Source organism: Sulfuritortus calidifontis (assembly GCF_003967275.1).
GTDB classification, from domain to species: domain Bacteria; phylum Pseudomonadota; class Gammaproteobacteria; order Burkholderiales; family Thiobacillaceae; genus Sulfuritortus; species Sulfuritortus calidifontis.
Genome location: NZ_AP018721.1, coordinates 731608 through 744984, shown reverse-complemented (window position 1 = coordinate 744984; position 13377 = coordinate 731608). Strand labels below are relative to the sequence as shown.

At 66.7% G+C, this 13377-nt stretch carries 12 protein-coding genes; 6 read left to right on the top strand and 6 right to left on the bottom strand.

Going from position 1 to position 13377, the window contains the following annotated elements; translation table 11 throughout:
• Positions 1-36 precede the first annotated feature (36 nt).
• A complete protein-coding gene (locus tag EL388_RS04020; RefSeq protein WP_197721818.1) occupies positions 37-1284 on the top strand; it encodes a lytic murein transglycosylase in 1248 nt (415 codons plus the stop codon).
• A gap of 1 nt (position 1285) precedes the next feature.
• On the opposite strand, the gene EL388_RS04015 is transcribed toward EL388_RS04020, so the two are convergent.
• Positions 1286-3466: a putative bifunctional diguanylate cyclase/phosphodiesterase gene (locus EL388_RS04015; protein WP_126459980.1), complete on the bottom strand. Its 2181-nt coding sequence runs from the start codon at positions 3464-3466 to the stop codon at positions 1286-1288.
• A 179-nt stretch (positions 3467-3645) separates the two neighbouring features.
• On the opposite strand from EL388_RS04015, the gene EL388_RS04010 reads away from it, so the two are divergent.
• Positions 3646-4011, top strand: a complete 366-nt coding sequence (locus EL388_RS04010; protein WP_126459975.1) for a hypothetical protein — start codon at positions 3646-3648, stop codon at positions 4009-4011.
• Here the strand turns inward: EL388_RS04010 and msrA are convergent.
• From msrA to EL388_RS03990, 4 genes are read right to left on the bottom strand one after another with little or no spacing between them, the layout of a single operon-like run.
• Entirely contained in the window at positions 4008-4541 is a 534-nt protein-coding gene (gene msrA, locus EL388_RS04005) for a peptide-methionine (S)-S-oxide reductase MsrA (RefSeq protein WP_126459972.1), read from the bottom strand. The genes EL388_RS04010 and msrA overlap by 4 nt on opposite strands.
• Positions 4534-5997, bottom strand: a complete 1464-nt coding sequence (locus EL388_RS04000; protein ID WP_126459969.1) for an NAD-dependent succinate-semialdehyde dehydrogenase — start codon at positions 5995-5997, stop codon at positions 4534-4536. The genes msrA and EL388_RS04000 overlap by 8 nt, the downstream gene beginning before the upstream one ends.
• A gap of 15 nt (positions 5998-6012) precedes the next feature.
• Positions 6013-7362 carry a cyclic 2,3-diphosphoglycerate synthase gene (locus EL388_RS03995; RefSeq protein ID WP_197721817.1) on the bottom strand — a complete coding sequence of 450 codons (1350 nt, stop codon included), beginning with the start codon at positions 7360-7362 and terminating at the stop codon, positions 6013-6015.
• 2 nt (positions 7363-7364) lie between these two features.
• A complete protein-coding gene (locus EL388_RS03990; protein WP_126459966.1) occupies positions 7365-8270 on the bottom strand; it encodes a LysR substrate-binding domain-containing protein in 906 nt (301 codons plus the stop codon).
• Between the two features lie 133 nt (positions 8271-8403).
• On the opposite strand from EL388_RS03990, the gene katG reads away from it, so the two are divergent.
• The 4 genes from katG to EL388_RS03970 all read left to right on the top strand — a co-directional run bounded on the left by katG (position 8404) and on the right by EL388_RS03970 (position 12601).
• Entirely contained in the window at positions 8404-10578 is a 2175-nt protein-coding gene (gene katG, locus EL388_RS03985) for a catalase/peroxidase HPI (protein WP_126459963.1), read from the top strand.
• A gap of 358 nt (positions 10579-10936) precedes the next feature.
• The gene (locus EL388_RS03980) at positions 10937-11119 is read left to right on the top strand and encodes a hypothetical protein (RefSeq protein WP_126459960.1); all 183 of its coding nucleotides are present in this window, start codon (positions 10937-10939) and stop codon (positions 11117-11119) included.
• A gap of 12 nt (positions 11120-11131) precedes the next feature.
• Positions 11132-12061 (top strand): ZIP family metal transporter, encoded by a 930-nt coding sequence (locus tag EL388_RS03975; RefSeq protein WP_126459957.1) that lies wholly within the window; start codon positions 11132-11134, stop codon positions 12059-12061.
• A 39-nt stretch (positions 12062-12100) separates the two neighbouring features.
• A complete protein-coding gene (locus EL388_RS03970) occupies positions 12101-12601 on the top strand; it encodes a Dps family protein (protein ID WP_269470957.1) in 501 nt (166 codons plus the stop codon).
• 20 nt (positions 12602-12621) lie between these two features.
• On the opposite strand, the gene EL388_RS03965 is transcribed toward EL388_RS03970, so the two are convergent.
• Positions 12622-13260, bottom strand: a complete 639-nt coding sequence (locus EL388_RS03965) for a HEAT repeat domain-containing protein (protein WP_126459951.1) — start codon at positions 13258-13260, stop codon at positions 12622-12624.
• Positions 13261-13377 lie beyond the last annotated feature (117 nt).

Sequence of the window (13377 nt, the reverse complement as noted above, 5' to 3'; positions counted from 1 at the left end):
CCTGAACCGGAGACGACACTGAACACCGCACGCCTTTTGTCCGGCCTGGCCGGCGCCCTGTTGCTGACCACTGCCTTCGCTATCCGCGCCGAGGCCACGCTGGAGCCCGGCTTCGTCGCCTGGCTCGAAGGCGTGCACGACGAGGCACGCCGGCGCGGCGTCTCGGAGGCCACTTGGCAGGCGGCGCTGCCGACCCTGCGGCCGATCGAGCGGGTGCTCGAGCTCGACCAGAAGCAGCCGGAATTCGTCGAGACCTTCTGGAACTACCTCGACACCCGGGTCAGCGACCAGCGCATCGCCAACGGTGAAAAACTGCTGCACAAGCACCGGGCAGTGCTACAGAAGATCGAGGCCGAATACGGCGTGCCGGCACCGGTGCTGGTCGCCTTCTGGGGGCTGGAGACCCACTACGGCAAGGTCACCGGCCGCTTCCCGGTCACCGGCGCCCTGGCCACCCTGGCCTTCGATGCCCGCCGCACCCATTTCTTCCGCAATGAGCTGCTCGATGCCCTGGCCATCCTCCAGGCCGGCCACGTCAAGTCGGCCGCCATGCTCGGCTCCTGGGCCGGTGCCATGGGCCAGGTGCAGTTCATGCCCTCCACCTTCAACCGCTATGCCGTGGATGCCAACGGCGACGGCCGCAAGGACATCTGGGGCACGCTTGACGACGCCTTCGCCTCGGCCGCCAACTACCTGCGCCAGAGCGGCTGGCAACCGGGCCAGGGCTGGGGCCGGCCGGTGCAGCTGCCGGCCGATTTCAACTGGCGTCTGGCCGGGCTTGGCCAGAAACAGGCCCTCTCGACCTGGGCCGCCCTGGGCGTCAGGCAGATCGACGGCAGCGCCCTGCCCGGCGATTCGATCGAAGCCACCCTGCTGCTGCCGCAGGGCCACGCCGGCCCGGCCTTTCTCGTCTACGGCAATTTCGATGTCATGCTGAGCTGGAACCGCTCGGTGAACTATGCCCTGGCAGTGGGCCACCTGGCCGACCGCCTGTCCGGCCAGCCCGCGCTCAGTTTGGGCCGCGATGCCGACAACCGGCGGCTGACGCGGGAACAAGCGGTCGAATTGCAACAGCGCCTGTCCGCGCTCGGCTTCAAGGTCGGCGAAACGGACGGGGTGATCGGCTCGCGCACGCGCGCCGCCATCCGCGCCTACCAGGTCTCGGCCCAACTGCCGGCCGACGGCTACCCTTCGCTGCCCTTGCTGGAAAGATTGCAGGCGAGCGCGGCGACCAGCACCGCCCTGGCCGGCCAGGTGGCCGGCGACAAAGCGGCGTTCTTTTAGATCAAATCAGATAGCGCCGCTTGGCGCTTTCGGCCGGCTGCAGGCGCTCGCGCAGCCAGGCCTCGGCCACCTCGGCCGACATCGGCTTGGCGAAGTAATAGCCCTGGCCCTCGTCGCAGCCCAGCGGCAGCAGGGCCTGCAACTGCGCCTCGGACTCGACGCCTTCGGCCACCACGGTCAACCCTAAGGTGCGGCCGAGGGAGACGATGGCGCTGGCGATGGCCATGTCCTCCGGGTCGGTGAGGATGTCGCGGACGAAGGAGCGGTCGATCTTCAGCACCAGGATGGGCAGGCGCTTGAGATAGCTCATCGAGGAGAAGCCGGTGCCGAAGTCGTCGATGGCGATGCGCATGCCCAGTTCCTCCAGGGCACCGAAGGTGGTCATGATCCGGTCGGACTGCTCGAGCAGCAGGTTCTCGGTGATCTCCAGCTCCAGCCAGCGCGGCTCCAGATCGTAGGTCTCCAGGCAATGGGCGACGTTGTCGGCCAGGCCGGTATCCCAGAACTGGCGCGAGGAGACGTTGACCGCGACGCCGACCCGCAGGCCCTGGTCGTGCCAGGCGCGCACCTGGGCGCAGGCCTTGTCCATCAGCCACTTGCCCACCGGCACGATGAGGCCGGTGTCTTCCAGGGCGGAAACGAACTCGGCCGGCGACATGTATTCGTGGCCCGGCCGCTCCCAGCGCAGCAGGGCCTCGAGCGAGGTCGGCAGGCCCGAGGGCAGAGTCACCCGCGGCTGGTAATGAATGGTGAACTCGTCGTTCTCCAGGGCCTGGCGCAGGGCCCGCTCCAGACCGACCCGCTGCATGACCTTGGCCGCCATCTCGGCGGTGAAGAACTGGTAGTTGGAGCGGCCGCGCTCCTTGGCCCGATACATCGCGGTATCGGCGGCGCGGAACAGGTCGTCGATGGTGTCGGCGTCGTTGGGATAGATGGCGATGCCGACGCTGCAGCCTAGGAAGACCTCGTGCTCCTCGACCTGGAACGGCTGGGAGAAGGCCTCGACGATGGCGGCGGCGCGGGCCGACACCTCCTCGATCTGGGTCATGCCCTCGAACAGAATGATGAATTCATCGCCGCCGAGACGGGCGATGGTGTCGCCCTGGCGGACCAGCTTGCCCAGGCGCTCGGCCGAGTGCTTGAGGGCCAGGTCGCCCACGGCGTGACCGAGGGTGTCGTTGACGTCCTTGAAGTTGTCGAGGTCGAGGAACATCACCGGCAGGATCTGCTTGCTCCGTCTCGACTTGACGATGGCCTGCTCCAGCCGGTCGCGGAACAGCATGCGGTTGGGCAGGCCGGTCAGCACATCGTGGTAGGCCATGTGATGCAGGCGTTCCTGGGTCTCGACCAGGCGGGTGGCATCGCGGCTGGTCGAGATGAAATGGGTGATCTCGCCCTTGCCGTCCATCACCGGCGAGATGGTCTCTTCCTGGTGATAAAGCTCGCCGTTCTTGCGCCGGTTGATGAAGGTGGCAAAGAAGGACTGCCCGGACAGCACGGTGTGCCAGAGGTCCTGATAGAACGCCGGATCATGGCTGCCGCTGTGGATCATGCGCGGGTTCTGCCCGAGCAGTTCGGCCTGGCTGTAGCCGGTCATCTTCTCGAAGGCCGGGTTGGCGTATTCGATCAGACCCTGACGATCGGTGATCAGCACCGCCTCGGCCGACTGCTCGATGGCGCGCGTCAATTGGCGCATGCGGTCTTCGGTGCTGCGCGATTCGGTGATGTCGCTGGCGATGCCGGTGATCCGCTGCAGGCGACCGCGGCGGTCGCGCACCGGATAGGCCCAGGCCGAGATCCAGCGGATGCTGCCGTCGGTGCGGACGATGCGGAAATCGGGCAGATGCAGAGGCTCGGTCAGTTGCGTGGGGTCTTGCCCGATGGCGGCGGCGACGGCCGGGCGATCTTGGGAATGCAGGACCTCCAGCCAGGCCCGGGGCGACTCGAGCAAGTGGTCGCGCGATTGTCCCCAGACCGATTCATAGGCCGGACTGACGTAATGCACCCGCTGCCAGTCCGGCGACCAGACCCAGAAGACCTGGGGCATGTAGTTCACCAGCATGCGGAAGCAATGGGCGCTTTCCCGATAGGTATGCGGGTGATCCAGCCCGAGCTGGCTGCGGTAGCGCGCGACCAGGAGCGGGTCGGTCAAGCGGCGCCACAATTGCCCAAGGATATTCATGGTTACAGCTGTCTCTCTACCATCCGGGTTTTTTTGTATCGGCGGGCCTGGTTTTGATTGTTGCCTCTGCCGCAAATTGAGGCGAGAGTGTATCCCTGATCGCGCCCGCTCGCCAGACCGGCCATGGGCAGAATCCAACCGTGTTTATTTAAAATCATAAAGTTACAGGACTCGTTTACATGCCTGAAGGATTGGTCTGCTGGAAGTGCGGGGCGGCGCTCGATGCGCTGCCGCAACCCCTGTCGCGCCGGGCCGAGTGCCCGAGCTGCCGCGCCGAGCTGCATGTCTGCCGCCTGTGCCGGCACTACGACCCGGCCAAGGCCAAACAGTGCCGGGAGCCGGTGGCCGAGGATGTGAAGGACAAGACCCGGGCCAATTTCTGCGACTGGTTCCAGCCCAAGGCCGGCGCCTATGCCACGCCGGCGAAGACGACGGGCGCCCGAGCCGAACTCGATGCCCTGTTCGGCGGCGACACCGGTCACGCGGCCGAGCCCGACAGCGCCCGGCGCGCGCTGGACGACCTGTTCGGCGGCAACAACGACTAGTTTTTCAAGCGGCCGGAAAAGCTGGCCCGGAACTTGGCCAGCTTGGGCGCGATCACCACCCGGCAATAGCCCTGCTCGGGATGTCGGCGGTAATACTGGCGGTGATAGGCCTCCGCCGGCCAGAAGGTCTGGGCGGCGACAACCTCGGTCACGATGGGCCGGTCGAAGGCCCGCGCCTCGGTCAGTTCGGCGATCAGCCGCCGCGCAACTGCCGCCTGTTCCGGGCTGTGGTAAAAGATGGCCGAACGATACTGGGTGCCGCGATCGTTGCCCTGGCGGTTGAGCGTGGTCGGATCGTGGATGACGAAGAACACCTCCAGGATCTCCCGATAGGAAATCTGCGCCGGGTCGAACTGCAGTTGCACCACCTCGGCATGTCCGCTCTCGCCGCTGCACACCGCCTCGTAACTCGGCCGCGCCAGCGCGCCACCCATATAGCCCGACTCGACCGCGTTCACGCCCTGCAATTGCTCGTACACCGCCTCCAGGCACCAGAAGCAGCCGCCGGCCAGGGTTGCCGTCTCAATCATCGCTTATCCCCCCGATACAGACATACTTCTCTTCCAGATATTCCTCGATGCCGGCGCGGCCACCCTCGCGCCCCAGGCCCGAAGACTTCACCCCGCCGAAAGGCGCCACCTCGGTCGAGATGACGCCGGCGTTGACGCCGACCATGCCGAACTCCAGCGCCTCGGACACGCGCCAGATGCGCGCCGCGTCGCGGGCATAGAAGTAGGCGGCGAGGCCATATTCGGTGGCGTTGGCGAGCTGGATCGCCTCGGCCTCGGTGTGAAAGCGCAAGAGCGGCGCGACCGGGCCGAAGGTCTCCTCGCGGCAGACTCGCATCGCGGGCGTGACGTCGACCAAGAGCGTCGGCTCGAAGAAACCGCCACCCAAGGCGTGGCGCTTGCCGCCGCACAGCACGCGGGCGCCATGGGCGACGGCGTCGGCGATGTGCGCCTCGACCTTGGCCACCGCCGCTTCGTTGATCAGCGGCCCCTGGCTGACGCCCTCGCTCATGCCGTCGCCGACCTTGAGCCGACCGACCGCCGCCGCCAGCTTGTCGGCGAAGGCGTCGTAGACGCCGTCCTGCACCAGCAGGCGATTGGCGCAGACGCAGGTCTGGCCGGCATTGCGATACTTGGAGGCCAACGCGCCCTCGACCGCGAGATCGAGATCGGCGTCGTCGAACACGATGAAGGGCGCATTGCCACCCAGTTCCAGCGCCACCTTCTTCACGGTGCCGGCGCAGGCCGCCATCAAGAGCTTGCCCACCTCGGTCGAACCGGTGAAAGACAACAGGCGCACCGTCGGATTGGCCGTCAGCTCGGCACCGATGGCATCGGCCGGGCCGGTGACGATATTGAGCACGCCGCGCGGCAGGCCGGCCCGTTCGGCCAGCTCGGCCAGGGTCAGGGCGGAGAACGGCGTTTGCGCGGCCGGCTTGGCCACCACGGTGCAGCCGGCGGCAATGGCGGCGCCGGCCTTGCGCGTGAGCATGGCCGAGGGGAAATTCCATGGCGTGATGGCGGCGCAGACGCCGACCGGCTGCTTCAAGGTCATCACCCGGCGCCCCGCCCAGGGCGAAGGGATCACCGCGCCCGTCACCCGCCTGGCCTCCTCGGCGAACCATTCGAGGAAACCGGCGGCATAGGCGATCTCGCCGCGCGCCTCGGCCAGCGGCTTGCCCTGCTCGCTGGTGAGGATGCGCGCGAGGTCCTCCTGGTGTGCCAGCATCAGTTCGTGCCAGCGGCGCAGCACCTGGGCGCGCTCCTTGGCCAAGCGCCTGCGCCAATCGCCAAAGGCCGCCTCGGCCGCGGCGATGGCACGACGGGCCTCGGCCTGCCCCATGGCCGGCACCTCGCCCACCTGGGCACCGCTGGCCGGGTTGTGCACGGCCAGCCGGCCGCCGCCGTCGGCTGCACACCACTGGCCGTCGATGTAGGCCGCCTGGCGAAACAGGCCGGCATCGTTCAAGTTCAGCATTCGCATCACTCCTATTCAGCGTACGCTCAGACCGGCGCGCCGAAGGAAGGCCGCAACCTCGCCGAGCAGCCCCGGCGTCTCGACCTCGGCATATTCGTAGCGGGCGCGGACGATGGGCTTGTTCACCCGGATCAGTGCGGCCAGGTCGATCGGCGTCGCCGCGATCACGGCCGCAACCTCGGCCCGATCCAGCGTCTGCGCCAAGGCGGCCAATTGGGCCTCGGAATAGCCGACCGCCGGCAGCACCGGGCCGATGTGCGGATAGCGCTCGAACACCGCGGCGATCTCCGGCGCCGCCCAAGGGCGTGGATCGAGCACCTCGGCACCGGCCCGCTGCGCTGCCAAAAGGCCGGCACCCCAGGCCATGCCGCCATGGGTCACGGTCGGACCGTCCTCCACCACGACAACCTTTTTGCCGCGCACCGCCGCGGCATCGTCCAGGGTCACCGGCGAGGCCGCGCGCACGATGGTCGCGCCCGGGTTCAGCCGGCGGATGTTGGCCTCGACCGCATGGATCGCCACCGGCTCGGCCGAATCGGTCTTCATGACCACGGCAACGTCGGCCATGCGCAGCACCGCCTCGCCCGGGTGGTGGCTCAGTTCGTGGCCGGGCCGCAAGGGGTCGGTCAGCACGATGTGCAGGTCCGGCTTGAGGAAGGGGAAGTCGTTGTTGCCGCCCTCCCAGAGCAAGAGATCGGCCTCGGCCGCCGCAGCCTCGGCGATGCGGCCGTAATCGACCCCGGCGTAGACCACGTGGCCGAGCGCGATGTGCGGCTCGTATTCCTCGCGCTCTTCCACCGTGCAACATGCCGCAGTCAAATCGGATCGATCGGCGAAGCGTTGCACCGCCTCCTGTTCCAGGTCGCCATAGGGCATGGGATGGCGCAGCACCGCCACCCGCAGGCCTTGCTGCTTGAGCCAATGCGAGAGATAGCGCGAGGCCTGCGACTTGCCGCAGCCGGTGCGCACCGCGCTGATGGCGATGACCAGGCGGGCCGCCTGGATTTGCGTGCGTGCCGGCCCGAGCAGGAGAAAGTCGGCGCCGCAGGCCAGGGCACGCGAAGCCAGGTGCATGACGTGCTCGTGCGGCACATCGCTGTAGGCGAACACCACCTGGTCCACCCGCTCGCGCCGGCAGACCGCCTCCAACTCGCTCTCGTCGACGATGGGAATACCTTGCGGATAGCGCGGCCCGGCCAGGCTGGCCGGATAGCGCCGACCGGCGATGCCGGGGATCTGGGCGGCGGTGAAGGCGACCACCTCGACCGTCGGGTCAAGGCGATAGACCACGTTGAAATTGTGGAAGTCGCGGCCGGCAGCGCCGAGGATGAGAATGCGGCTTTTTCTCAGCGTCTCCATCGTCATGGCTAACTGTCGCCCAACTTCTTCACACCCTCCGGCAGATGCTGTGTGAGGGTCTTGGCCAATTTGGTCATGGTGTCGAGATAGGGGGTGCGCTTGCGCCAGATCAAGGCGATGACCCGACCGGCGCCGGAGCCGGCCAGCGGCTTGATCGCGATGCCCGGCAGACTCGGCGCATTACAGGCCAGGCGTGGCAGCAGGGTGACGCCGATGCCCATGGCCACCATCTGGCGCAGGGTCTCCAGGCTGGTCGCCCGCACTTCCTCACTGGCCAGGCCCTGCAGGCCGCAGACCTCCAAGGCCTGGTCGCGCAGGCAATGGCCCTCTTCCAGGAGCAGCAGATTGGCCTGAGTCAATTCGTCGAGGCTGATCTTGGCCTTCTTGGCCAGCTTATGCTCGGCCGGCACCGCAGCCAGGAAAGGCTCGGTGAACAGCGGTGCCACGGTCAGGCCTTCCTCGTCGATCGGCAAGGCAAGCAGGCCGGCATCGAGCTTGCCCTCGTGCAGCTGAGCGAGCAGTTGCGGCGTCATCACCTCGCGCAACAGCAGGCGCAGATTGGGGTAGGCCTCGCGCACCCGCATCAGGGCATGAGGCAGGTAATAGGGGCCGAGGGTGGGGATGACTCCGATCTGCACCGTGCGGTCCATCGGATCCTGGACAAAACGAGCCAGCTCGCGAATGCGCTCGGCCTCCTGCAGGATCAGGCGGGCGCTCTCGACGATCTCGCGGCCGACCGGGGTCGGCGTCACCCGCTTCAGGCTGCGGTCGAACAGCGTGGTGCCCAGATAGTCCTCCAGCTTCTTCAGCCCGGTGGACAGGGTGGACTGGCTGACGAAACAGGCCTCGGCCGCCTGGCCGAAGTGACCCAATTCCGCCAGCGCCACCAGATAACGCAACTCCTGCAGGGTCATCTCGACTCCGATCGAGAGTATCGATTAGTCAATTCTAGACAATTCATTGGTTTGATCAACGGCATTGGCCTTTAATGAACTCAAGCCCGGCGGCCCCGGGTTCCCAACCAAGTCTGACCAATAGGAGTTGACCATGTCCGAGAGCAAATGCCCGTTTCATCACACCGCTGGCGGTGGCACCACGATCCAGGATTGGTGGCCGAACCGGCTGAACCTCGACATCCTGCGCCAGCATTCCAACAAGTCCAACCCGATGGGCGAGGACTTCAATTACGCCGAGGAGTTCAAAAAGCTCGACCTCGCGGCGGTGAAGAAGGATCTGCGCGAGCTGATGACCAAGTCCCAGGACTGGTGGCCGGCCGATTTCGGCCACTACGGACCGCTGTTCATTCGCATGGCCTGGCACAGTGCCGGCACCTACCGCACCGGCGACGGCCGCGGCGGCGGCGGCACCGGCAACCAGCGTTTCGCCCCGGTCAACAGCTGGCCGGACAACGTCAACCTGGACAAGGCACGCCGGCTGCTCTGGCCGATCAAGCAGAAGTACGGCCGTAAGATCTCCTGGGCCGACCTCATGATCCTCGCCGGCAACGTCGCCCTGGAATCCATGGGCTTCAAGACCTTCGGCTTCGGCGGCGGCCGCGTGGACATCTGGGAGCCGGAAAAGGACATCTACTGGGGCAACGAGAAGAAGTGGCTGGACGACCAGCGCTATGCCGGCCAGCACGAGCATCTGGAGAACCCGCTGGCCGCGGTGCAGATGGGCCTGATCTACGTCAATCCGGAAGGGCCCAACGGCAACCCTGACCCGGTCGCCGCTGCCCGCGACATCCGCGAGACCTTCGCCCGCATGGCCATGAACGACGAGGAGACCGTGGCCCTCATCGCCGGCGGCCACACCTTCGGCAAGACCCACGGCGCCGGCCCGGCCAGCCATGTCGGCCCCGACCCCGAGGCCGCCCCCATCGAGGAGCAGGGCCTGGGCTGGCGGAGCAGCTTCGGCAGCGGCAAGGCGGGCGACACCATCACCAGCGGCCTGGAAGTCACCTGGACCACGACGCCGACGAAGTGGAGCATGAACTTCTTCTGGAATCTGTTCGGCTACGAATGGGAGTTGTCCAAGAGCCCGGCCGGCGCGCACCAGTGGGTGGCCAAGGGGGCGGGCGCGACGATTCCGCACGCCCATGACCCGGCCCAAAAGCTCGTGCCAACCATGCTGACCACGGACCTCTCGCTGCGCTTCGACCCGGCCTACGAGAAGATCTCGCGCCGCTTCATGGAGCATCCGGACGAGTTCGCCGATGCCTTCGCCCGCGCCTGGTTCAAACTGACCCACCGTGACATGGGACCGAAGTCGCGCTACCTCGGCCCTGAGGTGCCGAAAGAGGATCTCATCTGGCAGGACCCGATCCCGGCGGTCGATCACAAGCTGATCGACGACAAGGACATCGCGAGCCTCAAGGCCAAGATCCTGGCTTCCGGCCTCTCGGTCGGCGAGATGGTCTCGACCGCCTGGGCCTCCGCCTCGACCTTCCGCGGCTCCGACATGCGCGGCGGCGCCAACGGTGCCCGCATCCGCCTGGCGCCGCAAAAGGACTGGCAGGTCAACCAGCCGGAGCGACTGGCGAAGGTGCTGAAGACCCTTGAGGGCATCCAGGCCGAGTTCAACCAGTCCGCCGGCGGCGGCAAGAAGGTGTCGCTGGCCGATCTGATCGTGCTGGCCGGCTGTGCCGGTGTGGAGAAGGCAGCGAAGGATGCCGGCCACGCGGTGACGGTACCGTTCGTGCCGGGCCGCATGGACGCCTCGCAGGAGCAGACCGACGTTGCGTCCTTCGCCGTGCTGGAACCGATCGCCGACGGCTTCCGCAACTACCAGAAGGCCAAGTACACGGTCTCGGCCGAGGAGTTGCTGGTGGACAAGGCGCAGCTCTTGACCTTGACCCCGCCGGAGATGACGGTGCTGGTGGGCGGCATGCGCGTGCTGGGCACCAACTTCGGCCAGACCAAGCACGGCGTCTTCACCGAGCGTCCGGGACAGCTTAGCAACGACTTCTTCGTGAACCTGCTCGACATGGGCACCGCCTGGAAGCCGGTTTCGAAGGAGGGCGACCTGTTCGAAGGCAGCGAGCGCGAGACAGGCAAGGTGAAGTGGACCGGCAGCCGGGTCGACCTGATCTTCGGTTCCAACTCCGAGCTACGGGCCATCGCCGAGGTCTACGCAGCAAGCGATGCGCAGAAGAAGTTCGTCGATGACTTCGTCGCGGCCTGGACCAAGGTGATGAACCTGGATCGCTTCGATCTTGCCTGAGCCGGGCACGCTCGGAGCAAGCCCGACAATTTGTGACCAACCCCCGCCCCGACCGGGGCGGGGCTTTCTTCCAAGGAGACCGTCATGCGCATCGCCGACTTCCAGCCCTTGCAGAGCGCCATCCTCCATGCCCTGACCGTGCTCGGCCTCGGTCTTGCCGGGGTTTCCGCCGGCGGCGAGACCTGATCCGATCTTGATCTAATTTATAAATAAGATGCTTCCATAATTTTCATTTCATAAATATTCCCGGGTCGGCTGTAATGGCATCAACGCCATCGCATGAGCCGGCCGGCGGTCCACACCGCAACGCCCGGTCCCGGTCGATGGCACTTCGCCAAATCGAAACAGGAGTACGATCATGACCATGAGCCTCTACAGCACCTACCATGTCTGGCGTCGCGAGGCCGAGGCCGAGCGCATGGAAGCCGCCGCCCGGCGCGTCATTGCGCCGACGGCCATGGCCCGTGCCCGCAACCTCGTGGGCATGGCCGCCAATACCGAGGCCGCCAGCGACGACGAAGCGTTGCTCGGCATCGGCTAAAAGGGAGTCGTCATGGAACTCGCAGGCAAGCCGCCGACCAACTGGCGCGCAACCTGGCTGATGCAGGCCCAGGCTCATCGCTACACGGCCTCGGGGCTGCTGTTGGCGGCCGTGGCCATGGCCTGGCTGATCGCCAGCAGCGGCTATCGCGTGCTGACCGGCGAGGCCGATGCCGCGCTGACCCTGGGATTGGTCGGCGGCATCGCCGGCTTTGCCGCCACCGCCCTGGGCGCCCTGCCCGGACTGGTTCTGCGCGGGCTGTCCAATCGCATCGAAGACACGATGCTCGGTCTCGCCGCCGGCATGATGCTGGCCGCCAGCGCCTTCTCCCTCATCCTGCCCGGCCTGGCCGCCGGCGAACAAATCACCGGCAACGAGACCCTGGGCGCGCTGACCGTGGTGGCCGGCCTCGGCCTCGGCGTGCTGCTCATGCTCGGCCTGGACAACTTCACCCCGCACGAGCATGCCCACGGCGGCCCCTGCGGCGCCGGCTGCGAACGGGTGGGCAAGGTCTGGCTGTTCGTCTTCGCCATCGCCCTGCACAACCTGCCCGAGGGCATGGCCATCGGCGTCTCCTTCAGTCAGGGCGACTTGAGCGTCGGTCTGCCGCTGACCACGGCCATCGCCATCCAGGACATCCCCGAGGGGCTGGCGGTGGCGATGGCGCTGCGCGCGGTTGGTCTCACCCCCCTCCGCGCCGTGCTCATCGCCGGGGCCAGCGGCCTGATGGAACCCATCGGCGCCCTCATCGGCATCGGCCTGTCGAGCGGTCTGGCCCTGGCCTACCCGATCGGCCTCGGCCTCGCGGCCGGCGCCATGATCTTCGTGGTCTCGCACGAGGTGATTCCCGAGACCCACCGCAATGGCCACCAGACCTCGGCCACGATCGGACTGATGACGGGCTTCGCCGTCATGATGGTGCTCGACACCACCCTCGGCTGATTTTTTCTTCAACCACAACGAAAGGAGCGAACCATGGCAATCGACATCGGCATCAGCGACAAGGACCGGGCCAAGATCGCGGAGGCGCTGTCCAAGATGCTGGCGGACAGCTACATCCTCTATCTCAAGACCCACAACTTCCACTGGAACGTGACCGGCCCCATGTTCCAGACCCTGCACAGCATGTTCATGGTGCAGTACACCGAGCTGTGGAATGCGCTCGACCTGATCGCCGAGCGCATCCGCGCCCTGGGCCATCCGGCGCCGGGCTCGTACAAGCGCTACGTCCAGCTCTCGAGCATCAAGGAAGAGGAAGGCGTGCCCTCGGCCACCGAGATGATCAAGCAGCTGGTGGCCGGCCAGGAGGCGGTGGCCCGCACCGCGCGCGCCGCCTTCAAGGTGGCCGATGCGGCCAACGACCAGCCCACGGCCGACCTGCTCACCCAGCGCATGGAGGTGCACGAGAAGAACGCCTGGATGCTGCGGGTGCTGCTGGAAGACGGCGGCTCGGCCAAGGCTGGCAAGAAAGGTCGCAAATAATCGCTCAGCCGGCCTGGCAATCAGGCCGGCGCCAGCGCCGCCAGACTCTCCCGGACGATCTCGCGCACCTCGGCGTCCTCGTCGCTCCGACGGGCTTCCAGGTAAGGGATGGCCGCCGGGTCATCGGTCAGGCTGAGATAGTGGCAGGCATCGGCCCGCACCCGCGGATCGGCATGACCGCTCAGCTTGCCCAGGCGGGGAATCAGCGCCTTCAGGGCGGCACTGCCGGCGAACTCTTCCAGCAACACGCCGGCGCCCAGACGCACGTTCAGACTGGCCTCGGGATTGGCGATGATCGGCAGGATGGCCGCCAGCCGCTCGGGCGCGGCCTGCACCATCTCCACCACATGCGTAGCCCGGCCATCCTTCAGCAGCTGATGGAAATAATCGGCCCAACCTTCCTCGCTCTTGGCCTTCTCCGCCCAGGCCTTGAGCTCGGCCGTGCTGTGGGCACCGGTGAACTCGAAGCCGCCGATCTGCAGCCAGGGCACGGTACGGACATGATGCGCCTCGGCCACTTCCGGATGGCGCTCGACGTTGACCACGTTCAACTGGCCGACCACGCCCTGCTTGACCAGGTCGGTCATGGCCGCCAGCACCGTGGCGCAATGCGGGCAGTGGGAGGAGATCAGGAGCAGGGCATCGGGCGCGATATACATGGGGTGGGTAGCATTATCGGCGAGAGGGCGTTAGGCTAACCCAGCGCTAAAAACCTGTCCCATAAAATCTAGCCACCAGCCCACCGGAATGTTTTATGAGACCGGCCTGGCCAGGCT